The organism is Nesterenkonia sp. CL21 (assembly GCF_031705515.1).
Lineage (GTDB): Bacteria > Actinomycetota > Actinomycetes > Actinomycetales > Micrococcaceae > Nesterenkonia > Nesterenkonia aethiopica.
The window spans coordinates 615,582-640,083 of the sequence record NZ_JAUTWR010000001.1; the positions used below are offsets into that span (position 1 = coordinate 615,582).

A 24,502-nucleotide genomic window follows, 5' to 3' on the forward strand; every position below is an offset into this window, starting at 1 on the left:
GGGGAAATCCCCGCCCATCGCTGACTCAGCCGGGCCATCCGAAGACGGCCATGGCGTCCGCGACGGACGGGGACTCTCCTGCCTGCTTGCGTGTCTGCGCAGGCGTCTGCTGCTTGCGCTCTTGGGCCTCTCGCCACGCGGGCGGGCCAACAACGTCCTGCTCGGGCGGGGTCTTCTTCCATGAGGGGACGAAGCGCAGCAGGTCATTCAGGGTGTTGAGCTGCCCAGCGGCGAGCTCGCGGTCGAGGGTGGCCCACTGGCGCATCTCCCAGCGCTCTGTCTGGGCCTTGCGCTCCTCGGACTCCTCTTCGTCAGACTCGGGGGCCTTCCCGTTCTTGCGCCTCCAGTCGAGGAGGACGACGTATCGGGACTGGCGGGGGAGGTCCTTGACCATCGCCAGGATGGTCGAGACCGTCTCGTGCCCCACGCCGTTGAGCCATGCGTTGAGGTCAAGGCCCCAGTACTCACGGAGGTCTAGGTAGAGCTCCTCTGGGGCCTCACTCAGGAGTCGCCAGAGGTATCGGCTTCCCCCAGGCGGGTCTCCTCCGAGAATCCGGCGAACAGCTGCTTGATGAACTCCTTGAAGTCGCCCTTGAGCGTCCCGCGCAGGCCGTCAATGAACTCGTCGTAGAGCTCCTTGTCCTCGGCTGCGGAGCGGAGGGCGCGGACCAGGCGCTCGACCATGACGCGCTCGAAGGTCTGCTCCTGCTCCTCCTCGGAGAGAATCTCCTTCAGGAGGTCCTCGATGGACAGCTCGGAGTCCTCGGACATTGCGCCGAGGGAGAGGATGTCCAGGGCCTCCGAGACCTCCTTCTGCTCCTCGTCCTCGAGGCGGAGGAAGTTGCGCAGGGTCAGCTGCACCTCCTCGCCGTCCATCTCGATGTCGAGCACGGCGTTCGGGTGCTCCTCGTTGATCTTCTTCAGAAAGTCCTGGGGCTTCAGTGCCATGGTGGGGCGCCTTTCATTCCGGCGGGTTGGAAGACTGCGGCGGGTGTGAGAAAAGAGCGGTGGGGGCCACCCGCCAGGGACCCCCACCGCTAGTCAGAGAGAGCGAAGGGTCAGGAACCCTCGCCGTCCTCGCCAGAGCCGTCGTCAATGCCCTCCACGACGCGCGGGGGGATGAAGCGGTAGGGCGAGGTGGAGTCGCCATCCGACATCGGCGTGACCTCCAGCGGGAGCTGGGTCAGCGACTCGGTGTCCGAGATGGAGATGGACTCGGCGGCGATGAAGGACGCGCGGGAGGCATAGATGCCGCCAACGGTCTCGCCGTCGAAGAACAGGAACAGCCAGGCGCGCTCGGTGGCCACCGGGGTCTCCGGGACCTCGATGTCGCCGTCGTCGTTGATCCGGGCGTTGGAGCCCAGGGCCAGCTGCAGGCTGTCGGTGTCGAACTGGAGCAGGTTGATGGTGAAGCTCTCAGTCCGGCCCGAGACCGAAGTCTTCAGGGCGCGGCGCTGCAGAGAGCCGAGCTGGGTTCGCTCGCCACCCTCCACATTCGAGGAGAGGATGTCCTCGAGGGAGGTGTGGCCCATGTGCTCCCACTCCGGGCCAATGTTGGCCAGGTCGGTCGGGCGCGGAGTCCCCACCGGGGCGGTGTAGAAGTGGCCAATACCAACCTTGAGAACTGCGTCGTCGGCCAGAGCCATGTGTTACTCCTAGGGAAGTTCGGAGGAGCCCTTGTTGGCGCCCTCCGGGACGGAAAGAAAGGGGTTCGAGTAGGTCTTGCTGGGGCGGATGAGGAGCCGGTAGCGGGCCTCGTAGCGCGTCACGGAGTTGGGCAGGCGTGCGTACTGCACGGCGTGCGTGGTGGTTGCCCAGTCGCCTTCTGGCCTCGAGTAGTTCGAGTTGCTGACCTTGTTGATGACCCCGAGTCCGGGGTAGTCGGTCTGCTTGAAGAAGGCTTCGTAGATCGCGTGGCGGCAGGCTTCCTGCAGCTGGGAGGCGACGATGTCGCGGTTCGGGCCATCGGCGAACGTGTTCAGCTCGATGATTCCGCTGCGCGCCCAGGAGTCCTCGGGGGTCTGGTACGCGACCATGCCCGCCCGGTTCGCACTGAGCGGCACGACTGCCGGGAGGTCCATGCCCTCCGAGTAGCGGTCGTAGATATGCACGTCGTCGCGGTCCTTGAAGTAGTCCCGCAGGACCGCCAATATGAGGTCCTCAAGCGCCCCGAATACTGGGTAGACAGTGGGCCTTGAGGCCATGCACTACCTCCGTAGTCCGAAGGCTCGATGAAGGATGAACAGGCCGGGGTATCGCTTCCCCTTGACCTGGAAGGGGGCCAATGGCCCGTCGACGCCGATGCCGGTGTGGCCGTACTCGATTGCCGTCGCTGCCACGTCGCCGTTGTTGGAGACGAGGTGGACGGAGTAGTCGAGCTTGTGGCCAGCGGCAGGGCCGCGCACGTCGATGCTGGTCGAGGTGCCGGGGTAGTTGGCCTGGTGGACGGCGAGGATGCCGCGCGCTTTGTTGCCAGCGAGCATGGCCTGCTTGCGGACCTCTGACTTCACGCGAAGGTGGTGGGAGACGATGTCCTCGACGCCGCCCTTGCCCATGCCTCCGCGTGGGTAGTCGACGGCGCCGACCAGGCCATCCACCCAGTAGACGGTGGGTCCGCCAGCCATTACTCAGTCCTCCGCACGATCAGGGGGACTTCCTCGATGTCGGCAATCTCCGTCGCCCCGAGGTTGGCTCTTGAGCGCAGCTTGAACTCCCAGTGGGACATGGAGCGGGATGGGCCTGCGGACCACCGGGGCGGCTCGGCCATGTCGTACTCGATGCCATTGAGGAGGCAGCGCGACCATGTCGCCCCAGCCCGCGAGGGGAAGGAGCGGGTGACTGCGCGGAGAATGTCGACGTCGATCTGCCCGTGCAGGTCCGCGACCTGGGAGCGATCCTCGGAGGTGGTGACCTTCATTCGGATCGGGTTCTCCAGGTCAGGCTCGTACTCTTTCGAGCCGCGATCTGCAGTGACCTGAATGACCGGCCAGACGACCAGCGCCTCGCGCCCCCTGTCGAGTAGGTGGGACCACATAGGCCCTCCTCTCAGAAGTAGGGGAACGGCTTCGGGGGGTTCTCCTCGCTGCCGTATCCGCTGTAGGGCACGTAGATGGCGCCCCGGAGGCTCGTGTCGGATCGGGCGGACCAGGCGCTGGGCTTTGTCACCTGCGCGTGGCTAATGCCGGTGCGGCGCGAGAATGCCTTCACCTGGCGAATCTCCGCCTCGGTGAAGGCGGCACCCATCACGTACTCGTCGCCCCTGCGGAGGCGTGCGCTGTCGGCAGCCTCCTCCGCGAAGCCGCCTGGGTTCATGAACCCTCGGGCAGCTGCGCGGAGGACGATGTTCACCACGCCAGCCGGAACGGTCTGGACGGTCCACATCTGGTTGCCGTGCGCCCGCGCCTCCGCAGAGGCGTCAGAGAGCATCTCGTCCGCCAGGGCAATCTCTTGATCGGTGGAGATAGGCTCGGGCAGTCGCGCCTCGAGCCGGTCGCGGGAGGCGAGGGGCTCCTCGCTCATGTCACCCTCCTAGAGGTTGCGGGCGGAGAGTGGGTCAGGAGCCGTCGCCACCACGAGCAGCGACAGTGCCCAGAACGTTCGGGTAGTCGCGGCCCTCCGGCAGAGTGCCCTCGAACGGCAGGCCGTTCCAGACCTTGGCGAGCTCAGAGTCGGCGTCGGCTCCCTTGCGGGAGGTCGGACCGGCCGAGGACCCGTCACCCGGCTCCCAGCCGCCAGTGCCGTCGCCGAAGATGATCTTGGCGCCGCGCAGGAAGTAGGTGTCCTCGCCGACGAGCTTCTGGGTCTCGTCCTCGTTGATCTGGACGAGCTTGTCCTCCACGTGGCGGAAGCCGTTCCAGGTGGACCAGGTGGAGCGGTCGACCTGGTAGGCCGAGTCGTAGTCCACGATCCAGCGCATGGCGACACCGTTGTGGTTCGCGTGCGCGCCCTTCACGGCGCCCTCGGGGATCGAGGGGGCGTGGTTCCAGTACATAAGGCCGGTCGAGGAGATGATGAGCGCCTCGTCGGCGGGGATCGCCAGGTCCTGGACGATGGTGAACCCGGCGTAGTTGCCGAGCACCGCGTTGGCCAGGGCGCCGCCAGAGGCGTCACCCTGCAGGCGGTCCAGTCGGTTCGACTTGCGGATGTCCGACGCGACGCGGGAGCCAACCAGCGCAACACGCTCGGAGAACGGCACGCGCATGCGGTTGAGGGCCTCCCCGGCGTCCACGAAGGCGTTGAAGAAGACATCCTGGCCGACCTCGCGCAGCGCCTTCTGGGCCTCGGGGGTGGTGTCGACGCCGATCCCGACCTCGAAGGGAAGGTCGCGCAGAATGCCGAGGGCCTCGTGGTCGAGCTTCTCGGCGACAGCCTTGGTCTGGGCGGCGGTCAGTCGACCGAAGGAGCCCTCGAGGTCGTACTCCTTCTGCTCGTCCGTCAGGGCCACCGAGCTGTACTTGTTGTCAGCGTTGACCGTGATCGGAACCAGCGTCTCGGAGTAGACGTCGGTCTTAATCGGCTCCGTGCGCGGGTTGCGCCAGCCGTAGGTGCGCACCGGCAGGGTTCCGGGAATGCGGACCATGATGGTGTCGTCGGCGGCGTTGTAGAAATTGTCCGGCTGCTCGACGGTAAACAGGGGCAGCACAGAGAGCTGCTCCTCGATGAGCTCAACGCCAGTGTCGGCGATGACCTGCGGCTTGGTAACGCCGTGCTCCTGGTAAGGCATGGGGGTCCTTCCAATAGGAAACCCCCGGCCCTATGTGGACCGGGGGTTGAGGTGTGAGAAAAGGGGGTGAATGGTCAGCGGCGGTAGTGCTTGCGCACCGCAGCCTTCATGTCCTCGATGGACTTGGGCTTGTCGGCGGGCACGCGGCCACCGCTGGGGGGAGCAGGAGGAGGAGTGGCGCCCTTCGGGGCGTACTGGGAGAGAGTCTCCGCGTGCGCCTCCAGAGACTCCTTGTCGGAGCCCTGAAGCAGTGCGGCCAGGTCCTTCGGGAGCTTGTACTCAGCCGCCACGTTGGCCTTGAGGTTCTCCACCTCCAGGGTGTGCACCTTGGCCTCGTAGTCGTTGATGAGCTCCTGTACCTCCTCGGAGGTCTTGGCCTCGGCCAGCTTGGCCTTCAGGTCGTCGTTCTCCTGCTTGATCTGCTGAGCAGTCGTGCGCTTGGCGGCAGCCTCCTTGCGGAGCTTCTCGACCTCAGCCCGAACCGGGTGATCCTCGGCGATGCCCTCCCACAGGGGGGAGCCGCCGTTCACTTCCTCGGTTGCCTCGGTCGCCTGACCTGCCTGCGCCTCTTCAGCGTTCGGCGCCTGCTCATTGCCGGGCTCCTGGCCCTCTACAGTCTCTGGCATTACTCCTCCTGGGAACGTTCTGCCTGCTCGATAAGTTCTCGGTTGCGCTCCCGAATCCGGCGACGGAATTCCCGCTCGTTCCTAACCTCTTTCCAGATGCGCAGGAACTCTTGGTTCTCCTCGGGAAGGTCGACTTCGTCGGAGACGTTCTTCCATCGGATGATCGGGTAGCAGTTGCAGTTCGGGTGGACCTTGCGGAATCCACCGTCACGGGTGAGCCCACCCATCGCGCTTGCGACGGAGCGATAGGTGAACCCTCTCGACGCCAACATGGCGCAGAAGCCACATGGGGTCATCGAGGTGCCACGGGCGACTGCCATGACGTAGTCGTCAAAGCTGGCAGCCCATTCCGTGATCTTGCGGGCGGAGTCGGCGCTGAGACCGTGCACCTCGCCCGCGAGCTTCTGTCCGACAGTGCGGTGCTCGCGCTCGAGCTTCTCGTCGGAGCTGTCGTCGCCGAGCTTGCGTCGCCGCTCTCGGGACTCTTCCTCGGCGGTCTCGCGGAGCATCTGCTCGACGCGGCGCCGAATGTCATCGAAGTTTGAGTCACCCCTCCAGCGCATGTTGTCGCGCTGAAGCCGGTTGTCCTCGCCCCACTCGTCCAGGAAGCGCTGGATGGCCCGGTCCACGACCTCGCGGTCCAGGGCGTCGGAGCGCTCGTTGCGCCCCTCCTCGAGGTAGCCGCTGTCGCGCAGCTCGCGCTCGAAGCGCTTCACGTTCTCGTCCATGTCATCGGACTCGTCCTCGCCGAGGAGGGCTGCATCGTTGAGGCGGTCGAGGAAGTTCTGGCGGAGTCCGTTGAGCGTGTCGTTGTGCTCCTCGCGCCCGTCCACAGGGCCGAACTGCCGCCCACTGTCCAGCGCTCGTGCGTACTGGTAGTAGGCGATGGCCAGGCGTCGGGCCATGCGGCGCGCGGCTGCGGTGACGACGGCCAGGTCCTGGGCGAGGGCGGGCTGGGCGCCAGGGCGCAGAGGTGCGACCCTGGCGACCCACCAGCGGAGAGTGAGGTAAGCGGCTGCGTTGTTCAGCCGAGCCTGTGCAGCCCGGTAGGCCCGAAAGGCTTCCTGGAACTCCACTCAGTCATCACTCGTCCTCTCCAAGATCAATGCCGTCTCCGGTCGGGGGCTCCACGGCCTCGCGCATGTTGACGTCATCGACGCTGTCCGGGACGTCGAAGCCTGCCTCGTACTCCTCCTCGCGCAGGCGCTCCCAGCGGGCAATCTCCCCAGCGGTAGTGCCGGGGAAGCGAGACCAGAGGCCGCGCACGGGAATCTGCAGGGACTCCGCACCCTTGGCGAGAGCGTCAACCTGGGCGCCGAGCGTGTGCTCCTCCATGTCACGCCAGCGGACCTCCGCCTCGTACTCCTCGTCAGGGCCGACGACGCCGAGGTCGATGGCCACGAGGTGCATGAGGTCGACAATCGCCTGGCCCCATGCCGTCTTCAGGACGTGGGCGAAGCGCTGCGTTTGCGACATGGCAGCGACCAGCGTCTCGGCGGAGAGGTTGGACATGTTGCCCAACAGGGAGTGAGGGGGAAGCTGGCCCTGAACAGCGAACGAGCGAATGTCGTTCTCGCGGGCCTCGAGGAAGCCGTCCAGCGGGGTCTCATCCATGGTCCCGAAGCGGGCCTGGGGGTCATCCGTCTGGAGGAAGGTGGACTGGTCAATGGGGACCGGGCGGTACATCTGGTTGCCGTCAGCGTCGACCTTCGGCTCGCCGTTCTCGTCCAGGATGGGGTCGCCCATCATCCCGGACGCCCAGCGCACCTTGAACGCGCTGAAGGACTGGGTGGCCAGCAGGTCGAAGCTGGTCTGATTGATGCGATCCTGTGCGGGGATCAGCATCTCGACCACGCCGCGAGAGACCCCCTCGTCGTCCACCATGCAGGGCAGGCGACGCATGGGCGTCTTGCCGAGGCCGTGAGGGTACTCGCGGGGATTTGAGAACTCGCCGGTCTCGTCCATGTCCCAGTGCACTGTCTTCTCGGCGTCGTAGTAGACGGCGAGGCCCGGCTCCTGGAAGCGCGGGTAGTGCTTGATGGTCATGGCGAAGGCCGGGTGAATGTCGTTCACGGGGTCGTGGTAGAAGGCCACCGTGTTGCGGGAGCTCAGCAGGCAGAGTCGGGGCTCGCCGGTGCCGAGGTTCTCCACGGAGATGTAGGCGCCGCCGTACACGAGGGAGGAGGTGAAGGCCGAGGTCTGCCGGGACTTGAACCCGGAGTTCTCCCAGACCTGCCACTCCTCTGGGAAGTCCTCCTCGTTGCGCCGGAAGCCGTCAGCGAAGGACAGCTGGGCGGGGATGTTGACGGCCAGGGGGATCAGGTTGGTGATGGCCCGCTTGCGAAGGGCGCGAATCTCGGCGCGCTGGTCGCTGGGGGCGTATGGGTTGGCATGGGCGCCCCGCCAGTAGTCGCACATGAGGTCGTAGTGGGTCTCATCCTCGGTGATCTGGCGGTACATCTGCTCCATGCGAGTCAGCAGCTTCTCGCCGTCGGTCCCATCGAGGTTCCGGGGGTTCTCGCCCTCGCGCTCGAGCTGCTCGCTAATGGTTTGCATACTGTGAACTCCTCAGCATGCGGCGCCGGTACTGGGTCTTCTTCTTGCCCTTCTCGATCCATGCCGAGAGGGCGGCGAAGGCCACGTAGGACGCCACCATGCAGTCGATCTTGCGGGGGGAGCCGCGCTTCTCCTTGCGGGCAATGAGGCCCTTGCCGTTGTGGCCCATCTGGGCGTTCAGGGCGTGGACTCGGAGCACGGGGTCCCCGTTGTGCTTGAGCGTCTTGTCGCGGATGGCCTGGCGGTACGCCTCGAAGAGCCGGGAGATTTTCTCCTTGGACTGGCGCATGTCGAACGCGACCTTGGACATGCTGGTGTCGCTGACCTCCAGCTGCTCGCCGTAGAGCTCTGACCACTTGGCGATGTAGGACTCCCAGAGGTTCACGTCGGCGTAGAACGCCTTGACCGTGTACTCCGCGAAGCACATGGCCACGGCCTCATCGAAGGCGTCTTGGTCGACATGCCAGTGCTCGCCCTGTGGGCCTTCTGGCTTCTGCTCGACCAGCACCGGGACGATGAGCTTGTCCTTGATGCGGATGGCTACCAGTGCCGTGGCGTCATCGGTCTTGGATCCGTCGAAGCCCAGGACAATCTCGTCTCCGCGCCGCAGGTCCCGCAGGTCGCCGATGGCGCCGGGGTCCTTGGCTCCGTCCCACTCGTCGGGAGTGAAGAACTGGGACTCGGAGGTGACGATCTGGTTGTAGTACATGCGCCGCGTACGCGACGGTGGCCTCGATCCGTCGAGGACTCGAGTCACTAGCGACTTGATGTTGCGTCGCTGCCACCAGGCATCCCCGATGATGCGCTCCATGATGAAGGGCACCCACTCGGGGTCCAGCGGGGCCTCGGGGTGCGCCTCGCGGCTCATGTAGAGCCAGCCGGAGGGGGAGGCGAGGCCCGCCCAGACCTTCTCCTGCTCGGTGCGGATCGTCTCCGCCACCGAGTCCTGGCCGGGCGCGTAGGCGTTGGTGATCTGCATGATCCGGGAGCCATATGTCTTGCCGACGTTGTCGAATACGGTGTCCCAGAGGTCGCGGCCACCATTGGAGGTGGTCCAGTGCTGCGTCTCGTTGGCCAGCACGAAGGTGACTCGGTTGCCTTCGGCGGACTGCGAAGCCGAGCCGGACATGTAGAGCGTCCGGCGCCCATGGTCCGCGTAGATGATTTCCTTCTGGACGTCCATGGTGTAGCGCTCTTTGAGCTGCTTCGTGACCAGCTTGGGGAACATCTTCATCGTGTTCCGGGTCTGGTCCTTGGAGACCGCCAGCAGCTGCACCCAGGCATCGGGCTCCTCTCGCGCCACCGGGTTGCCGTTCTCGTCCCAGTGGGAGAAGCGGCAGGGGCCGACGAGCTCGATGAGGCAGACGACCGCCGCGAAGGGGTCCTTTCCCGCGCCCTTGAACGCCTGGTAGAAGACATTGGGGTAGAGCCAGTCGCCGTCATCGTCCAGGGCGTACATCCATGCGAGGATGCGAACCTGCTCGTTGGTCAGCTGGAGCCGCCCGGTGCCCTCGATGGCGCCGAGGTTCTCCTCGGCCCAGATGGCCGCTTGCAGGCCGATGGTGCGCTCCGGCATGAGCCAGCGCCCCTGGTCGTCCTTCTTCCAGATGGGGCCGATGTCGGTGGGCGGAAAGAGCTCGTCGGCTGCCTCCTGCGAGGGCGTGACGCCGGTTAGATCGACGGCCATTCACCCTCCTTCAGTTGTCAGCCGGTCGCGTTGAGGCGGTCCATCATCGAAGCCACCTTGGAATCCATGTCCTCCACCCGCTCTTCCTCCTTGGGGGCGTCGAGCTCAATGGCCATGCGGCGTCGCGCACCTTCGGTGATGCCGAGGTCTGCGCTGAACATGGAGAGCACCGCCTGCAGCTGCATGGCTGAGCGGCGCGGGGAGTCTCGGTAGTCGTTGAGCTCTCGGCATGCCAGCCAGAGCCACTCAACTTCCGTCTGCTGGTAGAAGGCGGCGATGCCGGACTCGGCGAAGCTCTCGTAGAAGTTGATGATCGCTTCGTCCCACTCGGGGTCTGGGTCGCGCCAGTAGTAGGGGAGGGCCTCGCCCTTCTTGAGCTCGAGGCCCTCCTCGGTGGTCTTGTTGCGTCGCGTGCGCTCCTCCGAGCGCTTCGGCATCGGGCCTCGCTTGCCCATGGGGTTTCCCTCCCTCAGAATCCTTTGTTCTCGCGGGGCTTGGCGTCCCGCCAGTGCGTCCTGCCGGGCGTCTGCTCCGGCTTGCGTTTGATCATGGCCCGCAGCTGTCGCAGCTCCCTGGCGCGCGCTGCGCCACCCTCTGAGGAGGACTTGCGCGCATGGCATGGGGTGCAGATGGCCTGCAGGTTCTCGTCGCTGTGGTCGTCGCCAGCCTTGATGTGGTCGACCTCTGTCGCCTCGGCCCCGCAGAGCTGGCAGGCGTAGGCGTCGCGGCGCAGGATGCGCACGCGAGTCTGCGGCCAATCGCTGGGGAGCCGGGAGCCTCTGTCGCTGGACTCCCAGGCCATGTCAGGGCCGTTCGCAGTCGTCAGGGGTTCTGCAGCAGTCTTCCTCGCCGCAGCCCGCCACGAGCTCCCATGCGTCCTCCACGAGCTCGTCCAGCTTGTAAGGGTTGAATCCGGTGAAGGTGTCCCGCGTCGAGCTCTCGACCACCGGGGCCTGTGCGAGGCCCCGATCCTTGAACTCGAGCAGCTTGTCCGGGTCCAGCGTGAGGTCGCGCTCCTCATACGGGATGCCGTTCTTGTCCAGGTGTCGCTTGACGGCGTTGCACTGGACGCAGTTCGGCTTGGACCAGACAGTGATCAAGGGGGTCTCCTTCAGAGAGTCATGAGGCGCCTCGGTGGGCGCCAGGCTTGCCTCCGCTCGAGTCGGGGCCTTCCGTCAGGGTGTGCCTCCACGCTGGGACCGTCCATGTGGTCAACCAGGCTGAAGGTCGGGTAGATGATCGGCCCGCCGCCAGCGTCTCGCCAGGCATTGCCGATGGAGTAGTCGGCGGGACCCTTCTGGAGGCCCGCCAGGACGCTTGAGACGCTGTGGTGCGGGACCGAGTAGGCCACGCCATGCAGCAGCTGCGGAAGGACCAAGTAGGAGGTCCTGGCCGCGTCTGAGGCGATGAGACTCAGGGCGATCTGCTCCTGCCACTGAGGCGGACGACCCGTGCCCAGGTACAGGGAGACCAGGTCGTCTGGGAAACGCTCCAGGAGGCCCGATGCGGCCTCTCGGAAGCCCTGGCAGGGGAGGGCGTCCTCCTCTAGAACCAGGACCCTCTCGTCCTGGCCCTCGGCCCACAGCAGGGCGCGCTCGTGATTCCAGAGGCTTCCGTGGTGACCCTCGTCAATGAACAGACCCTCGGCCTCGAGGGCATCGGCGAGGCGCGTGGCGACTGCCTGGCGCTCGTGGTGTCCAACGACGGCGATCTTCACGTGAAGCTCCTGATCCCCTCCAGCGTCGTCAGCTGCGAGAAGCGCAGCCAGCGGTCCCAGTTGCGCTGATACGCGGGGTCCGTGGAGCGCTCTTCCCGAGTTGAGGCGGGAGGGTGGTAGAGGTGGAATGCGGGGCCGGAAACGCGCTCGGGGGCGCCAGCGGCCACCTTGCAGGCGTGCCAGAACGCCTCATCCTCGGCGCCCCAGTGGCGGTACCCCTCATCGAATCCGCCCACGGCCTCGAAGACTGCGCGCGGAACTGCCAGGCAGATCGAACGGGTCTCGCCATCCTTCTTCTTGACGCTCGACGCGCGGCCCTTGCTGCGGTCGCCCGTCTCGAGGATCGTCTGCGTGCTGGCCTCGGAGAGCATCTTGACCTCGGTCAGTGCCGAGACGAGCTTTCCGGTCTCTCGAGCCGCCTCCACGGCTGCGTCCAGCTGGGCGTCGGGCACCCAGGCGTCGCCGTCACTGATGACTGCCACGTCCCAGTTGCCCGCGATGCGAGCAGCCGTGTTGAGCGCTGCAGCCCTGTTGAACGGACCCCAGGGGTGGAGCCCCTCGATAAGCTGGTAGTCGCTCCTGTCGGCCCACACAGCCTCCTGGAGGAACTTCCAGAGCTCGTCCCGGTGGCCGCCGTCAGGGCGACGGGGGACCAGGACCGGAACCGGCGTGGTGCGGAACTCGGCGTAGCGGGGGAGTGATGCGCGATCCACGTACTGCCAGAGGCTGTGAGCCTTGTGCGAGCGGCTGCTGATGCCCTTCTCGTCCTGGTCGCGGCAGTAGAGCGCGGGGGCGATGACATCCTGGAATGGGTACTTTGTCAGCCCGGCCTCGTTGACACGGAGGCTGAAGTCTTCATGCCAGCCGCCGCGCTTCCCGAAGGCGCAGTGGAAGCCCCCGACCTCATCCACCGCTGAGCGGTGCACGTAGAGCATGGGGCCTCGGCTGCGCTCGAAGGCGCGGTGCTGGCCGTCCCTGCGGAGCTCTCGGATCGGCCAGTGGTCCGGGGCCGAGGGGAACTGGTACTGCAGGTGGGGTTCGGGGGAGGCTGCGTAGGGAATCCACCATCCACCCTCAGTGGGGTAGGTGTCATCATCGAAGAGGAAGAAGTGCTCGACGCCCGCCTCGTAGAGCGCCTCGAGGCAGCGATTCTTGGCGCTAGGGGCTCCCAGGTTCTGCTCGAGCTTGATGAGCTCCCACGGGGCCTCTGGGGCCACGCTGGTGTCGGACCCGTCGTCCACCACCACGGCCACCGCGCCGGGCGGCAGGAGGGGCGTCAGGCGCTCCAGGGTGTCTTGGAGGATGGCGTCACGACCGTAGGTGGTGACCGCAATCCCGACTCGACCTGTCGGCATGTCGCCAGCCTCGTCCACGATGGGGACGTAGCGGATGCCGTCGATAGTCACGTCGGGCATGGCGGTGGGAACCTCTCGTCGCAGGCTTGATGAGCGCCACCCGCAGGACTCGAACCTGCAACCGGCGGTTTTGGAGACCGCTGCTCTTCCAGTTGAGCTAGAGTGACTGATCCCCGCAGGCCACTGAAGCAGCAGTGGACGAATCCCCCGCGAGGGCGCCTGGGTTGGGTTATGAGCCCGTCGGGCGCAGCTCCCCAGGCAGGACTCGAACCTGCGCGCCGCCGATCAACAGTCGGATGCTCTGCCACTGAGCTACTGGGGATTGGAAAGGGAATAGCTTGCTATTGGCTATCCATTGGCGTGACTGATATCATGACAACATGGACAAGCGCTACGAAACCAAGCATGCCGAAGAGCTCACGGGCAACCAGCTGCACCTGCGCGCCGAGCGAGAGAAGCACAGCCTGACCCGCGAGGAAGTGGCCCAGACGCTGGGAATCAGCTCTCGTACGCTGATCCGCTGGGAGATTGAGCCGGAGTCCTTGAGTACGCGGAACTACGAGCGAGCCCTCCAGGCAATCGAGGCCCTCAGCGACAAGGTCGACTACGGCGTCAACCTGCGCGTCGTGCCACTCGTGGACCTCGCCAGGGAGATAACCCGAAGGCTCGAGGAGGCTGACAAGGCCAAGAGGGCCTTCGACTCCTTCATGTGAGCCATGACCCAGAGGGGGCTCCAGGCCCCACAGGGGAGCAGGGGAGAGGGGGAGGCTCCTGGGCAGAAGACCGAGCCGCACCCTCTAGGCCATGACTTACCTACGAAGCCCCAGACGCAAGCCGCTGACCCGCTAGTCAGTGCGCGGTCAGAACCGCCGCTTGCGCCTGGGGCTTCTGTCTACCCTTGGCCGAGGCCCGTGAGAAAGCCTTGACCAAGGAAGGTTGTGAAGGGGCCTACAACCCCTAGAAGATTCTGAATTGTTCTCTCATAGGTACTCTGGATGTCGGTGGGCTCAAGAGGCCCACACGGGGCGGCTGGCGCCGCCCCTCTGCCCGGACCTGACCAGACCCAAGAAGAGCCCCTAGGCCCTCCATAGGTACAGGGGGTGTCGGAGCCCTTAGAAGACCCACAGAGCCTTTAAGGACCCAGAGAACTCCAAGGGCTCTAAGAGTCCAAGAGGGACTAAGAGGAAGTAGAGGCTCCTAAGAGCCCTAGAAGACTCAAGAGGAACTAGAAGCCTCTAAGGGCTACAGAGAACCCAAGAGGAACAAGAGTCCTAGAGGCTCTTAATCCCTAGAGCCCCTTAGCCTCTTAACCCCCTTACCCCCTCATAGGTACTCTGGATGTCGGTTGCTTTGCAGGCCCTCATGCTGCCCTGGGCCAGGCCCAGGTGGCTCGAGCCCTTGCTCATGTCCAGGCCCTCGCCCCGACTCGCCCCACAGGCACCCCTCAGCAGCCCCGTGAGCCTGCCTCCGGGGCTCTCGTTTTGCCTCTCGAGCAATCACCCACACAGGGTCTCCGTCGCTTCTCAGGGGCTCTCAGACGGGCTCTGTAACCCGTACGCATAGCCGCGTGCTGAGACGCAGCGGTGAAGGAGGTTCCCCGAGGGGGGTTGCCCCCGCCCCTTTGGGTGGTGTATCACGCGGGCGCATGCATGACGCGGGCACGTCACGCGCGTACGCGGGGGTCCGCACGCGAGGGTTCGCGAAAGCGATTTGCGCAATGTTGCAGCAGCGACGTCGTGAGCGCAGCAGCGCAGCCGGGGGGAGCGCAGCGCAGCGCCGGAGCGCTGTGCGCCGTTCTGCGGGCCTAGCAGAGGCGCTACCCACCACACACCCCACCGGACCCCTGCGAGGCCGTGAGGCGGGCGCACAGCGCCGCACAGCGGCACTCCTGCCGTCGCCCGGTCCACGCGACGCATACGCGCGTCGCGGTGAACTTGTCATGACGCGGTCGTCATTCCGGCTTGACATTGGCATGCCGATGGGCTTAGTGTGGAGTCATCGCCACAGGGCGACGGCAACTTCACAACCAAACAGCAGCCGGGTTGACAATGGCATGACACTCCGCTAGAGTGGTCACCACGGACAACGGGACACGGTAAGGGGCTTGACCTCCAATGAGGCGACTCACGAGAACGGTCCACCGTCCATGGCTCACAGGCCAGGTTGACAACGGCTAGCCAAACGGTTAGAGTTGATGACAGATCGGATCACACCGGTCACGGATCGAACTGCTTCGGTCCACAGAATTTCAGAGTTTGACAATGACATGACACTCTGCTAGAGTGGAAGTCACAAGCCGGGTGAGAGACGGCGAGTCGCGAAAGCGGCGGACGTTACTTGGAAACTGAATAGCGACGAACCGAGTTGGTTCGGGGGGATGGCGGTTGACCTGTCCCGTGTTGGCCCCCGTAGACACCGCGCAAACTGTGCTCGCACATTGCTGGAAAGAAAGCTTAAAGGCGCTAGGTTATACTCGGCGGCACGTCGCCACAGAATCACTATTGATTCTGCCTTGGTCTCAGCTCACAGGTTGTAGACTTGAACTGAGACCTTGGCTGAATCCATAAGGGTTCAAATGAAATGCAATTCAACTAGGGGAGAGTGATAGGAATAGAGTTCAATTCGTCATCATAGTCAGACCCAATGCAACTCAACTACTACTGTTATCGGAGGGTTGCACCTTGGTCCACGAATTAAGGTGCTTCCCGCTGGGAACAGTCCAGCATTGACGAAATAGGGGATAGAAATGAACAACGCAATTATCACCGAAACTGACGCGCTTATCGGCAAGGCCATGAGCTTCGTCTCAGAGTTTGACCCGGCTGACCAGGTCATGCGCTCCGAGTCGGAGCACCTGGACGGGCTCGCCTACGACGAACTGTTCTGGCAGATGTCAGCGATTGTCACCCTCATGGCCGAGCTGAACGAAATTGACCTCATGAGCGTGGGTGCTGACACTCGGGGCGACATTAAGGACGTGCTTCACGGCCTGGAGCGGGTGCAGCTCCCCCTGCTGGGCGAGTTCTCTCGCCGCACCGAACGGGAGGGTATCGAGTTCATGTCAGCCGCACTGGGGAGCTTCCGAGGGGTGCAGGACAATGAGCGGGGTTATGGGACCGCGACCTGGGAGCAGATCAATTGGTGATCGGCCCGCACAGGTGATCTAGTTGGGCATCACTGCCCAGGGACCTTGTGTCCCTGGGTGGGAGTGTCTACCTATATCAAATGGTGACATGACAATGGCAGGTGAATGGCTTGCCAATGGAACGAAAGACTAGGGGATAGTCATGAGCGACTGGAAGATCGACCTCGGCGACGCGGGCACCGACGTGAAGGGTGCCATTCTGGACCGGCTCACGGTGCGCGGCGACGCGGGGGAGGTGGACTACTACGGCGAGAACCTGGAGGACCTGGCCGAGTTCATCGCCGAGGACCACGCCTACCACCTCCGAGGGGAGTTCACGGACGACGACCTCACGGAAGCTATTGACGACGCGCATGACAAGTACATGGGCGACGACATTGTGGAGTACTACGCCGAGTTGATTGAGGAGACTGAGCAGCCGTCATCCCTGGCGGTCCGGTACTCGCACATCATCGCGGAGCAGATGGCCGAGGATGCCGAGACGGCGGGGGAGGTCGTCGAGCACGGAACGACCTGGTTCCGCACGTACTGAGCGCGCATCACTGGCCAGGGGCCATAGGTCCCTGGCCGGGAGTGTCCGCTTAGGGCAGCAATAATCAACACGAAATGACTAGGGGATAAGTCATGGACACTGCACTCAAGACGTCGACCGGCGACATTTCCGCACAGGGGTTCGCATGCGGCTACGTCAAGACGATGACGCGGCGCGACGCTGAACGCATCGTCGCCGCGCTCAATGAGGCGACTCCATGAGGCGCGCGGGAGCCGTGGCGACTATCGCCGTCGCCGCCATGAGCCTAGGCGTCGTGAGCGCCACCGATAGCGACAGTTGCCGTGAGGCTGTGGACGCTGCGGACCGGGTGGTCGGCCACTATGCCGAGTCTATGGGTATCGCCCATGAGGTGATCCGCGCCGAGGTCCGTGGAGACCTGCGCACCGCTGACGCTGAGCTGACGCGGCTAGAGGATTACCGAATCGACATGCTCATTCCAGCACTGGATGAGCACCACAAGATCAAGACGGAATGCAAGGGAGAGGAATTGTGATGGATAGGCGAGACGAAGCAATCGAGCAGCTGAACAGCCGAGTAGGGGAGAAGCTGGCCGAACTGGTGATCGACCTGGCGGCGGCGCTGGGAGGTCGTCCCGAGTGGGACGGCGCGGATGAGTTGGAGTTCATCGCGTCCGAGCTGAACCGGGCGCTGCGGGACGCCGACCTGCCGCGCGTGGACTCCATCTCCCGTGAGGTGCTGGAGTTCTGGCAGGAGGTTGAGGGATGACGGCAAGCCTGAGCGAGGCCATGCGTGGCGCGCGTGAGCTACTGAAAGAGTACGACGCCGACCCCTATCCCAACATTGAGTCGTCGGAGTGGCTGGCCGGGCAGCTGCAAGAGTTGGTCGAGGCTGTGGAGCGGGAGGTCCTGGCATCGTCAGCTTGACGCATGTCATGACGATGTCATACAATCAATAACGATTCGGCTACATGGCTAACAGGGTCTAGCGCAAGTACGACACGCCGTTGACCTTAATGTTAACGTCTTGATGCATCGCATCACTTGAGGAGGGAAACCATGACCAACTGGTCATACACACGTCTTGCCAGCGGCACGACCGTGGATGTCTCAACGACCATCGACACGGACGGCAAGGAGGTCATTCTCGTGGACGTCTACGTGAACGACACCGCCCGCACTGGAGAGACGGTGCTCCGGGTTCACTGAGCCCGAACAGAAGAATGCCCCGGCATGGGGCTAGCACTCCATGCCGGGGCAGCGCATTGAACAACTAGGGGATAGTGCTAATGCACTCGAAAGGATACAGGTCTGCCATGAGCGACGCAATTATCACCGTCGAGGAGTACGCCGGGACCGAAGAGACCGGCGTTGACTATGGGCGTCTCAAGACGTTCACCACCGCCAACCACATGCGCCGCAAGGGGAGCTATGCACCCATGCCGAAGGCGTGGCTGACTGAGGTTGAAGAGGTGCTGGACCGTGGCGCCGCGCAGGTCTCACGGATTGAGGTGGCCTGAGCGTGGGCAGCAAGGGGTCAGCCGGGCGCATGGGCGCCACGACGACCGAGCGGCAGATCGAGAAGATGTACCACGTGCGCCGGGGCAGGCCCTACGACGAAGTGCGAGAGTGGCTGGCGGGCGAGGTGACCTACCTTGTCGAATGGGAGCACATGACCCACGCCGAGGCAGCGCACGAGATGGAAGTCCGCCGCATGCCGGTGCCGCCCGGAGGGTGGACGACAAGCGCGGCGCTGGAGCTTCACGCCGAGTCCATCGAGCGCCGCGAGGCATATGCTCCGACGCTGGAGTCCGACCACTGGCTGGATGAGGACGAAGGAGACGGCCGCGCTGAGCGCCTGGCGGGAGAGCTGGAGGCTCAGCTTGGACTCCCGATGGAGGCCCCGCGCGATGCTTTCGGCTGGACGCCGGAAGAGCTAGACGAGGCAGCCGCGCTAGCCGCAGAGCTCGTGCAGTACGTAGACACTGAGCCTGTCAGCGGAGCGCGGCTCGGCCAGAGAATCCGCAAGCATGACGCCGCACTTGCGGCATAAGACGCAAGCAACTAGGGGATAACCGCATATGCGAATCAATGTAGGCCAGCTGCACGCTGGAAACATCGGTCAGACCGTGACCATTGACACCTATGACGACCTGACCAATGAGGAGTCCGTCGTCACGGGAATTCTTGAGGGGATCGAGCGGGACTCCACGCGATCAATTCTCACCGTTGCGGGCGATGAGTTCCCGCTGGCCCTGAACGACTCGGTAGACATCGTGCGCTCCATGGTGCTGGATCACTTGGTCCGCACTGAGCACCAGGTGGAGGGCGCGATCCGCGAGGTCATCCGGGATGAACTGCCCGGACTGCTGCGGGAGACGCTGCGCGACCTGCTGGTGAGCGACGAGGGGGTGGCCGCATGAGTGAGCTTCCTGACCACACATGGGGTGTGCTGATCGTCGGCAAGGACGGCGCGCAGCGCATCGTGTTCTGCGACAACTTGAGCCTGTCTGAGGGCTTCCTGAGCTTCCTGGACATCGACTTGGAGCTGGGTGAAGCCCAGCTCATGGGCGGCATGAACGCCGAAGACATCGCCAGCTATTCCGTGCTCCCGACCGCTGACGCATGGGAGACATGGGTGGAGGGCGGCGTCGAGGACCCGCATGGCACCTTTCTGACCTCCGACTGGCTAGCCAGTGACAGCCTGGCGGACCCGTCCAACCCATACCAGCGCACGGAGGACAAGCCGGAGCGCCAGCCGTCCCCCTTCCACGGCGGAAAGCTGAGGATCGGGGGCAAGAAGTGAGCGCGGCCAACGTTCACCCGAAGCTGCTGGCCGAGTTGATCGACAACGCCGTGGAGTTCTCGACCTACAAGGGGCCGAGTGACTTCAACGACACGATCTACCTGCGACCGGAGGACGGTGCGCTGACGGCCTACGGCTTCCATCTCTACGCACTGCTTCGAGAGTCGCGCGAGGTGGAGGGCATGGAGCCTGGCGACGGGCTCATGGTGGACCGCTACGAGGTGGCCGACTTCGCCAAGGCGCTGCGCAAGGTGGATGGATTCGGGCGCAAGGACACCGCCGTGCAGGTGGAGCTGGGGAGTCGCTTCACCGTGACGCACGGCGACCAAACGCTGGTGGACCTGGGAGAGTCCCCCTCCGCCGAGAACCTGGGGTCGACTGCCGAGCACGTCGGGCTCTACGAGCTGGCGGATGAGTGGCTCGGGCGCGAGGACCGCGAGGTTCGTGGCGTCCGACTCACGAAGGACATGGCGCAGAAGCTCACCAAGATCAAGACCGGCAAGCCGCCGTCTGACGTCGAGGTGTGGGAGATGCGCGCAGTAGGAGACAAGGGCGCCATGCGCGTCCGCATCGGACAGGCCGACGTCTACTTCATGTCGGCGCGAGGAATCATCGAGATGGACTGACTGCAGTCCGCACTGAACAACTAGGGGAAAACGTGAACATGGACTACACGAGCAACACTCACCCACTGCAGAAGCGCGACGGCGACGCCGGGTTCGACCTGGCGGTGAACAACGTCGGGGGAGTGAGCATCGAGCCCCACGAGACGGCTCTGGTGGGCACTGGGGTCAGCGTCTCCATCCCCGCAGGCCATGTGGGCATGGTCGTCAGCCGGTCATCCATGGCGCGTGAAGGGCTGGTAGTGGCCAACTCGCCGGGCATCATCGACGCCAACTATCGGGGCGAGGTGGGCGTGCTGCTGCACAACCGCAATGACTACGGGGCTGAGCTGGACCACGGCGACCGCATCGCGCAGCTGCTGATCCTCCCGCTGGCCGACGTGACTGCGGTGCGCGTCGCCGAGCTGGACATGGATACCGAGCGGGGCGACGGCGGGTTCGGCTCCACCGGACTGAAGGTGGTGGCCGCATGAGCAAGAACGAGAAGACCCTGGCGCAGCGGCGAGAGTCGGGCGAGGGGGTCGAGGCGGTCGAGCAGGAGCTTGACAACTTCGTTGAGCACAACCTGAAGGCATGGCTGAGGCCGCGCGTGGCGCGCATCGGTGAGCTGCTGGATGAGAACCGAGAGCTGCGGATGGAGATCGACGAAGCCCGCGCCGAAGCGGAGGAGCTGCGGGAGGGAAGTCGCATCCTCCGCGAGGCGATGGAGGATGCCGCCCCTCATCGTGATGAGCTGCGCGCTGATCTGGAGCGGGCGCTGGCCGCACAGGCCCCGGACACCACGGTTCCGCGAGTGATCACCCCGGACGAACTTCGAGACGGGCAGACCGTGGCGGTCAAGGATGCCGCTGGCTCCTGGAGAGCCCTGAGGTCGAAGGGCAGTGCCCTGGTCACTGATAGCGGCGCAATGGCGCTGACGGTGGGCATGGCCCGGCGCATCGTCCTGCTGGCCGACGCGCCAGTCCCGGACCCTGAGCCGGAGCCGTGGAGGCCGAAGACGGGTGACGTGGGCATCGTGACGCACTTCCAGGGCGACGTGCTGGACGGGCCAGTTGCGGCGTGGTTCGACGGCGAGTTCTGGGTGCGCGTGGACAGCCGTGACTGGCCGGACGGGGCGGGTGCCGCCTACCCCCACGAGGTCACCGTCGTCCGCGCAAAGGTGGTGCCGGATGAGTTCCACGACTGGATGGAGCGCACGGCCGATGAGATCGCGCGCTGCGCAGCCAAGGACCTCATCACGGTGAGCGTACGGCACGGCGAGCTGCTCCTGCTCGGCGAGGACCTCACGCGCAAGCAGGCCGTGGTGCACCTGAAGGAGCACTTCGGCGACTCTGACCTGCCGTGGAATGCCTCGCTGGAGCTGTGGCTCAACGACGGCAACTTCACGCCGCGAGCGCTGGGTGCGGTGTGGCGCAAGAACAAACCAACTGGAGGCCGATGGGGCCTGACGGGGGAGGAAGAATGAGCGAGCGTCCGAAGGGACACCTTACGGTAATGCGGGGCCTGCCGGGCTCCGGGAAGTCGCGGCACGCGGGATTTCAGGCCCTGCTGCACGATGAAGTGGCCGTCGTCTCGCGTGACTCGATCCGGGCCATGCTCAAGCCGTGGGGCTACGAGCAGGACGAGCACGGGCAGCTCTACGAGCAGGCGATCACTGAGATTCAGGAGGCTGCCGTCTCTCGCCTACTGAAGGACGGGCGCGCGGTCATCCTGGACGACACCAACCTGCCGCAGCGCCGAGTGCGCACCTGGTTGGGATTCGCCGAGAATCATGGCGCCACCTGGGATGTCTATGACTTCACGGATGCGAGCCTGGAGGTGTGCCTGGCCCGGAACGCCGGGCGGGAGAGGCCGGTGCCCTCGAGGGTTATCGGCAACATGCACGAGCGCTTCGTGAAGGGCCAGGCGGTCCCGATTGAGTGGGAGCCGCTGCGCACCAGCGACGCCGTGCAGGGGGAGCCATATGAGATGCCGTCCGGGAAGCCCTGGGCGGTCATCGTGGACATCGACGGGACGCTCGCCAAGATGAACGGCCGCAGTCCCTACGACTACAGCCGGGTGCTCGAGGACCTGCCGAACTGGAACGTGATCGACCTGGTGGAGGACCTTGCCGTCGCTGGCAGTGAGGTCATTCTCATGAGCGGTCGCCCGGAGTCCTGCCGGGTCGACACCCAAGAGTGGCTCGCCCGCCACGGCGTGGGCTACAGCGCCTTGCACATGCGCTCCAACGAGGAGTACGAGCAGGGCGTCCGCGACGACAAGGTGAAGCTGCGCCTGTTCAACGAGCACGTGCGCGACAACTACCGAGTGATGGCCGTGCTGGACGACCGGGACCGCGTGGTCCGCATGTGGCGGCAGCTTGGCCTGACCTGCCTCCAGGTCGACTATGGAGACTTCTGACATGACAATGTCTTAGACAAGGAGATGACGATGTCACTGCGAAATGAGCTGCATGAGGCAATCGTGGAGATTGCCCGCAATGCAGCACCTGGGCCGGGCAAGCCCGATGAGATTGCCCCGAAGGTCCTGGACCTTCTCGAGCTCAAGGAGCAGGACTCCTGGCTCACCGACCATGACGCCACGCAGATCAAGGTGAAGGCGACCGAGTGGGTCGCGGCAGCCATGCACTACACGAGCGTGGGCATGCGAGGCGAACACGCCTCCACCGACGAGAAGGCCGATGCGGCCATGAAGCTCGAGCACTCGCGCTCCGTGTTCCACCAGCGCGTGGGCCTGGCCCAGAAGAAGGAGGCGTGATGGTCTTCGTTGTCATCTGCATTTGGCTGGTGGTCGCGGCCGTTTGGTCCCTCCTGGCCATCTTTGCCGCCGCCCTCACTGAGGACGGGCTCGACGCCGACAGTGACGGTCGAGTCATCACTGTCGCCATCGCCTCCGGCATGCTTGCCGGGATGGCGGCGACCATGTTGACGCGCGATATCTACCAGTGGGTGCTCGCATGATGGGAATACTGGTGGGCCTCAGCATCATGGTCTATGTGGGGGGTGCCATGACCGCCCTTGGCATCGGACTCATCTACCTCTTTGACGACTGGGACAGCGAGCAGGCCCGAAAGGATCGCGCGCTGGGCTATCGCCTCGTGTGCGGCGGCTTCCTGGCGTGGCCGCTGATGCTCGGCAGGGTTGCCCACGAGCGCCTGGCGCAGGCGCGCGAGGAGATGGAGGGGCGGCGATGAGTGACGCCATGCTCACCCGCCAGGAGGTTGCGGAGCGGCTGGGCGTGAGCGTCCGCTGGCTTGAGGAGCACCGCGCCGATGGTCCGCCATTCGTGAAGTACAGTCACAGGGTGGTGCGTTACCCAGAGTCTCGACTCGAGCAATGGATGCGCGCCCGACTTGTCACATAATGGACACACAGATAGCCTGGATCGGCGGAATGGCGGGGAAGTCCTCACGGTCTTCCAAACCGACGACGCGGGTTCGATTCCCGTCATCCCCTCCAACTCTGCTCTGAGGTTCCCTCGAGTTCCCCTCTCGGTCTCCAACGAGGAGCGTGCATGCGAGTCCCCGGTCGTCGAACGTCGCGGGAGCAGGATTCGCCGCCGAAGGTCTTCCTCGTCGTCCAGCCGACCGTCTCGCACTACCGGGAACCGCTGCTGCGCCGTCTGCTTTCCAGCACCCGCCTCGATGTCGACCTCGTGGGACGGTACCGCAACTCCGAGGGCACGGCGGCCGACCGTATCCAGTCCGCCTCGGAGGAGCTGCTGGCTCAGGTCACCCCGCTGCGCTTCCTCTCCTGGGGCGAGCTGTGGTGGGAACGCGGCCAGGTGCGGGACGTGCTCTCCGGCCGCCACGACGTCTACGTCCTGGCGGGACGGATCTATACGCTCTCGGCGTGGGCCGCGATGCTCGCCGGCAAGCTCACCGGGCGGACGGTGCTGCTGTGGGGGCACGGCTGGAAGCGTCCCGAAGCCGGGCTGAAACGTCGGCTGCGTCTGGCCTTCTACGCGCTGTGCGACGGTCTGCTGGTCTACGGCGACCGGGCCCGCGAGCTGGGCGTCTCCTACGGGGTCCCCGCGGAGAAGATCGCCGTGGTCTACAACAGCATCTACGCGGAGGACCAGATCGCCGCTGCACCTGCTGACGCCGACCCGCACGCCGCCGACCAGCAGGACGCCGACCCGCAGGACGCCGTCGGCGCGCCCGAGGCGCCGCGCCGACCCACTCTGATCTACAGCTCCCGACTCACCACCCGGCACCGTCTGGACACGCTGGCCGAGGCCCTGGAGCTCATGCCCGCCGCGGCGCGTCCTCGTGTCCTGGTGGTCGGAGACGGCGTCGAGCGTCCCCGCCTGGAGCGACGATTCGTCGAGGCCGGCGTCGACGCGGAGTTCCTGGGTGCGGTCTACGACCTGCCCACGTTGCGTCAGCTCTACGCACGCGCCGACGCCGCGGTGTCCATCGGCGGCGCGGGCCTCAACGTCACCCAGGCGCTCAGCCTGGGCGTGCCCGTAGTGGCGGAGGACGGCAACCCGGACTCGTCTCCGGAGATCGAAGCGGTCATCGACGGCGAGACCGGACGGCTCTACCGCAGCGGAGATCCGGAGTCGCTGCGGCAGGTCCTGCAGGAGCTCGTCGATGACCCAGCCGGTCTGCGGCGCATGGGTGCCCGAGGACTCGAGATCATCCGGGACCGGTACACCGCGGAGCGACACGCGGAGGCGATGGAGGCGGCGATCCTGGCCTTCCTGGACGCCCGCCGGGCGCCCAGGAAGGCCGGCAGCCGCTGAGCGGCCCC

General features: G+C 65.1%; 38 protein-coding genes and 2 tRNA genes. 21 read left to right on the top strand and 19 right to left on the bottom strand.

Translation table 11 applies throughout. The features are described 5' to 3' along the window. Positions 1 to 25 precede the first annotated feature (25 nt). From Q7C18_RS02740 to Q7C18_RS02830, 19 genes are all read right to left on the bottom strand, one after another. A complete protein-coding gene (locus Q7C18_RS02740) occupies positions 26 to 427 on the bottom strand; it encodes a hypothetical protein (RefSeq protein ID WP_311024047.1) in 402 nt (133 codons plus the stop codon). Positions 428 to 501: 74 nt separating this feature from the next. Next, the gene (locus tag Q7C18_RS02745) at positions 502 to 948 is read right to left on the bottom strand and encodes a hypothetical protein (RefSeq protein ID WP_311024048.1); all 447 of its coding nucleotides are present in this window, start codon (positions 946 to 948) and stop codon (positions 502 to 504) included. Between the two features lie 110 nt (positions 949 to 1,058). Continuing rightward, a complete protein-coding gene (locus Q7C18_RS02750) occupies positions 1,059 to 1,646 on the bottom strand; it encodes a hypothetical protein (protein WP_311024049.1) in 588 nt (195 codons plus the stop codon). 9 nt (positions 1,647 to 1,655) lie between these two features. After that, positions 1,656 to 2,204: a hypothetical protein gene (locus Q7C18_RS02755; RefSeq protein ID WP_311024050.1), complete on the bottom strand. Its 549-nt coding sequence runs from the start codon at positions 2,202 to 2,204 to the stop codon at positions 1,656 to 1,658. Positions 2,205 to 2,207: 3 nt separating this feature from the next. Continuing rightward, on the bottom strand, positions 2,208 to 2,624 hold the full coding sequence (locus Q7C18_RS02760) for a hypothetical protein (RefSeq protein ID WP_311024052.1): 417 nt from the start codon (positions 2,622 to 2,624) through the stop codon (positions 2,208 to 2,210). Continuing rightward, positions 2,624 to 3,034 (bottom strand): hypothetical protein, encoded by a 411-nt coding sequence (locus Q7C18_RS02765; protein WP_311024054.1) that lies wholly within the window; start codon positions 3,032 to 3,034, stop codon positions 2,624 to 2,626. The genes Q7C18_RS02760 and Q7C18_RS02765 overlap by 1 nt, the downstream gene beginning before the upstream one ends. A gap of 11 nt (positions 3,035 to 3,045) precedes the next feature. Then, positions 3,046 to 3,519, bottom strand: coding sequence for a hypothetical protein (locus Q7C18_RS02770; protein WP_311024055.1), 474 nt, complete (start codon positions 3,517 to 3,519; stop codon positions 3,046 to 3,048). A 34-nt stretch (positions 3,520 to 3,553) separates the two neighbouring features. Beyond that, positions 3,554 to 4,723, bottom strand: a complete 1,170-nt coding sequence (locus tag Q7C18_RS02775) for a hypothetical protein (RefSeq protein WP_311024057.1) — start codon at positions 4,721 to 4,723, stop codon at positions 3,554 to 3,556. A 74-nt stretch (positions 4,724 to 4,797) separates the two neighbouring features. Continuing rightward, entirely contained in the window at positions 4,798 to 5,349 is a 552-nt protein-coding gene (locus tag Q7C18_RS02780; protein ID WP_311024058.1) for a hypothetical protein, read from the bottom strand. Continuing rightward, positions 5,349 to 6,425 carry a hypothetical protein gene (locus Q7C18_RS02785; protein WP_311024059.1) on the bottom strand — a complete coding sequence of 359 codons (1,077 nt, stop codon included), beginning with the start codon at positions 6,423 to 6,425 and terminating at the stop codon, positions 5,349 to 5,351. Before Q7C18_RS02785 ends, Q7C18_RS02780 begins: the two co-directional genes overlap by 1 nt. Positions 6,426 to 6,432: 7 nt before the next feature. Continuing rightward, entirely contained in the window at positions 6,433 to 7,905 is a 1,473-nt protein-coding gene (locus tag Q7C18_RS02790) for a phage portal protein (RefSeq protein WP_311024061.1), read from the bottom strand. Then, on the bottom strand, positions 7,892 to 9,592 hold the full coding sequence (locus Q7C18_RS02795) for a terminase TerL endonuclease subunit (RefSeq protein ID WP_311024063.1): 1,701 nt from the start codon (positions 9,590 to 9,592) through the stop codon (positions 7,892 to 7,894). Before Q7C18_RS02795 ends, Q7C18_RS02790 begins: the two co-directional genes overlap by 14 nt. A gap of 17 nt (positions 9,593 to 9,609) precedes the next feature. Then, the gene (locus tag Q7C18_RS02800; RefSeq protein WP_311024064.1) at positions 9,610 to 10,047 is read right to left on the bottom strand and encodes a hypothetical protein; all 438 of its coding nucleotides are present in this window, start codon (positions 10,045 to 10,047) and stop codon (positions 9,610 to 9,612) included. A gap of 14 nt (positions 10,048 to 10,061) precedes the next feature. Continuing rightward, a complete protein-coding gene (locus Q7C18_RS02805; protein ID WP_311024065.1) occupies positions 10,062 to 10,334 on the bottom strand; it encodes an HNH endonuclease signature motif containing protein in 273 nt (90 codons plus the stop codon). Between the two features lie 61 nt (positions 10,335 to 10,395). After that, a complete protein-coding gene (locus tag Q7C18_RS02810) occupies positions 10,396 to 10,692 on the bottom strand; it encodes a glutaredoxin domain-containing protein (RefSeq protein WP_311024067.1) in 297 nt (98 codons plus the stop codon). Positions 10,693 to 10,703: 11 nt separating this feature from the next. Next, positions 10,704 to 11,309: a hypothetical protein gene (locus Q7C18_RS02815; RefSeq protein WP_311024068.1), complete on the bottom strand. Its 606-nt coding sequence runs from the start codon at positions 11,307 to 11,309 to the stop codon at positions 10,704 to 10,706. Beyond that, positions 11,306 to 12,724, bottom strand: a complete 1,419-nt coding sequence (locus Q7C18_RS02820; protein ID WP_311024070.1) for a galactosyltransferase-related protein — start codon at positions 12,722 to 12,724, stop codon at positions 11,306 to 11,308. Before Q7C18_RS02820 ends, Q7C18_RS02815 begins: the two co-directional genes overlap by 4 nt. Positions 12,725 to 12,758: 34 nt before the next feature. After that, positions 12,759 to 12,831: transfer RNA gene (locus Q7C18_RS02825), tRNA-Trp, on the bottom strand. 83 nt (positions 12,832 to 12,914) lie between these two features. Further along, positions 12,915 to 12,986, bottom strand: a tRNA-Asn gene (locus Q7C18_RS02830). Positions 12,987 to 13,044: 58 nt separating this feature from the next. On the opposite strand from Q7C18_RS02830, the gene Q7C18_RS02835 reads away from it, so the two are divergent. The 21 genes from Q7C18_RS02835 (at position 13,045) to Q7C18_RS02930 (ending at position 24,494) form a co-directional block, all read left to right on the top strand. Then, entirely contained in the window at positions 13,045 to 13,377 is a 333-nt protein-coding gene (locus Q7C18_RS02835) for a helix-turn-helix domain-containing protein (RefSeq protein WP_311024072.1), read from the top strand. A gap of 2,033 nt (positions 13,378 to 15,410) precedes the next feature. Next, positions 15,411 to 15,809, top strand: coding sequence for a hypothetical protein (locus tag Q7C18_RS02840; RefSeq protein ID WP_311024073.1), 399 nt, complete (start codon positions 15,411 to 15,413; stop codon positions 15,807 to 15,809). Positions 15,810 to 15,951: 142 nt separating this feature from the next. Then, complete coding sequence (locus tag Q7C18_RS02845) at positions 15,952 to 16,341, top strand: hypothetical protein (protein WP_311024074.1); 390 nt, start codon at positions 15,952 to 15,954, stop codon at positions 16,339 to 16,341. Positions 16,342 to 16,433: 92 nt separating this feature from the next. Continuing rightward, positions 16,434 to 16,562 (top strand): hypothetical protein, encoded by a 129-nt coding sequence (locus Q7C18_RS02850; RefSeq protein ID WP_311024075.1) that lies wholly within the window; start codon positions 16,434 to 16,436, stop codon positions 16,560 to 16,562. A 14-nt stretch (positions 16,563 to 16,576) separates the two neighbouring features. Next, positions 16,577 to 16,855: a hypothetical protein gene (locus tag Q7C18_RS02855; RefSeq protein WP_311024076.1), complete on the top strand. Its 279-nt coding sequence runs from the start codon at positions 16,577 to 16,579 to the stop codon at positions 16,853 to 16,855. Then, positions 16,855 to 17,088, top strand: a complete 234-nt coding sequence (locus Q7C18_RS02860) for a hypothetical protein (RefSeq protein WP_311024078.1) — start codon at positions 16,855 to 16,857, stop codon at positions 17,086 to 17,088. The genes Q7C18_RS02855 and Q7C18_RS02860 overlap by 1 nt, the downstream gene beginning before the upstream one ends. After that, complete coding sequence (locus tag Q7C18_RS02865; protein ID WP_311024079.1) at positions 17,085 to 17,246, top strand: hypothetical protein; 162 nt, start codon at positions 17,085 to 17,087, stop codon at positions 17,244 to 17,246. The genes Q7C18_RS02860 and Q7C18_RS02865 overlap by 4 nt, the downstream gene beginning before the upstream one ends. Positions 17,247 to 17,378: 132 nt before the next feature. Continuing rightward, positions 17,379 to 17,528, top strand: a complete 150-nt coding sequence (locus Q7C18_RS02870) for a hypothetical protein (protein ID WP_311024081.1) — start codon at positions 17,379 to 17,381, stop codon at positions 17,526 to 17,528. A 107-nt stretch (positions 17,529 to 17,635) separates the two neighbouring features. Next, positions 17,636 to 17,839 (top strand): hypothetical protein, encoded by a 204-nt coding sequence (locus Q7C18_RS02875; protein ID WP_311024083.1) that lies wholly within the window; start codon positions 17,636 to 17,638, stop codon positions 17,837 to 17,839. Between the two features lie 29 nt (positions 17,840 to 17,868). Beyond that, on the top strand, positions 17,869 to 18,372 hold the full coding sequence (locus Q7C18_RS02880; protein ID WP_311024084.1) for a hypothetical protein: 504 nt from the start codon (positions 17,869 to 17,871) through the stop codon (positions 18,370 to 18,372). A gap of 28 nt (positions 18,373 to 18,400) precedes the next feature. Beyond that, positions 18,401 to 18,742 carry a hypothetical protein gene (locus tag Q7C18_RS02885; RefSeq protein ID WP_311024086.1) on the top strand — a complete coding sequence of 114 codons (342 nt, stop codon included), beginning with the start codon at positions 18,401 to 18,403 and terminating at the stop codon, positions 18,740 to 18,742. Continuing rightward, the gene (locus Q7C18_RS02890; RefSeq protein WP_311024088.1) at positions 18,739 to 19,125 is read left to right on the top strand and encodes a hypothetical protein; all 387 of its coding nucleotides are present in this window, start codon (positions 18,739 to 18,741) and stop codon (positions 19,123 to 19,125) included. The genes Q7C18_RS02885 and Q7C18_RS02890 overlap by 4 nt, the downstream gene beginning before the upstream one ends. Further along, positions 19,122 to 19,751, top strand: a complete 630-nt coding sequence (locus tag Q7C18_RS02895; protein ID WP_311024090.1) for a hypothetical protein — start codon at positions 19,122 to 19,124, stop codon at positions 19,749 to 19,751. The genes Q7C18_RS02890 and Q7C18_RS02895 overlap by 4 nt, the downstream gene beginning before the upstream one ends. Before the next feature lie 38 nt (positions 19,752 to 19,789). Then, positions 19,790 to 20,221, top strand: coding sequence for a dUTP diphosphatase (dut, locus tag Q7C18_RS02900; protein ID WP_311024092.1), 432 nt, complete (start codon positions 19,790 to 19,792; stop codon positions 20,219 to 20,221). Then, positions 20,218 to 21,213 (top strand): cell division protein ZapB, encoded by a 996-nt coding sequence (locus Q7C18_RS02905; protein ID WP_311024093.1) that lies wholly within the window; start codon positions 20,218 to 20,220, stop codon positions 21,211 to 21,213. The genes dut and Q7C18_RS02905 overlap by 4 nt, the downstream gene beginning before the upstream one ends. Next, positions 21,210 to 22,148, top strand: coding sequence for an AAA family ATPase (locus tag Q7C18_RS02910; RefSeq protein WP_311024095.1), 939 nt, complete (start codon positions 21,210 to 21,212; stop codon positions 22,146 to 22,148). The genes Q7C18_RS02905 and Q7C18_RS02910 overlap by 4 nt, the downstream gene beginning before the upstream one ends. A gap of 30 nt (positions 22,149 to 22,178) precedes the next feature. Then, complete coding sequence (locus Q7C18_RS02915) at positions 22,179 to 22,505, top strand: hypothetical protein (protein WP_311024096.1); 327 nt, start codon at positions 22,179 to 22,181, stop codon at positions 22,503 to 22,505. Further along, positions 22,502 to 22,708 (top strand): hypothetical protein, encoded by a 207-nt coding sequence (locus Q7C18_RS02920; protein WP_311024097.1) that lies wholly within the window; start codon positions 22,502 to 22,504, stop codon positions 22,706 to 22,708. The genes Q7C18_RS02915 and Q7C18_RS02920 overlap by 4 nt, the downstream gene beginning before the upstream one ends. Beyond that, entirely contained in the window at positions 22,705 to 22,941 is a 237-nt protein-coding gene (locus Q7C18_RS02925; RefSeq protein WP_311024098.1) for a hypothetical protein, read from the top strand. The genes Q7C18_RS02920 and Q7C18_RS02925 overlap by 4 nt, the downstream gene beginning before the upstream one ends. Positions 22,942 to 22,949: 8 nt before the next feature. Further along, positions 22,950 to 23,111, top strand: a complete 162-nt coding sequence (locus Q7C18_RS16750; RefSeq protein ID WP_396954334.1) for a helix-turn-helix transcriptional regulator — start codon at positions 22,950 to 22,952, stop codon at positions 23,109 to 23,111. A 150-nt stretch (positions 23,112 to 23,261) separates the two neighbouring features. Next, complete coding sequence (locus Q7C18_RS02930; RefSeq protein ID WP_311024100.1) at positions 23,262 to 24,494, top strand: glycosyltransferase family 4 protein; 1,233 nt, start codon at positions 23,262 to 23,264, stop codon at positions 24,492 to 24,494. The last annotated feature ends 8 nt before the right edge of the window (positions 24,495 to 24,502 follow it).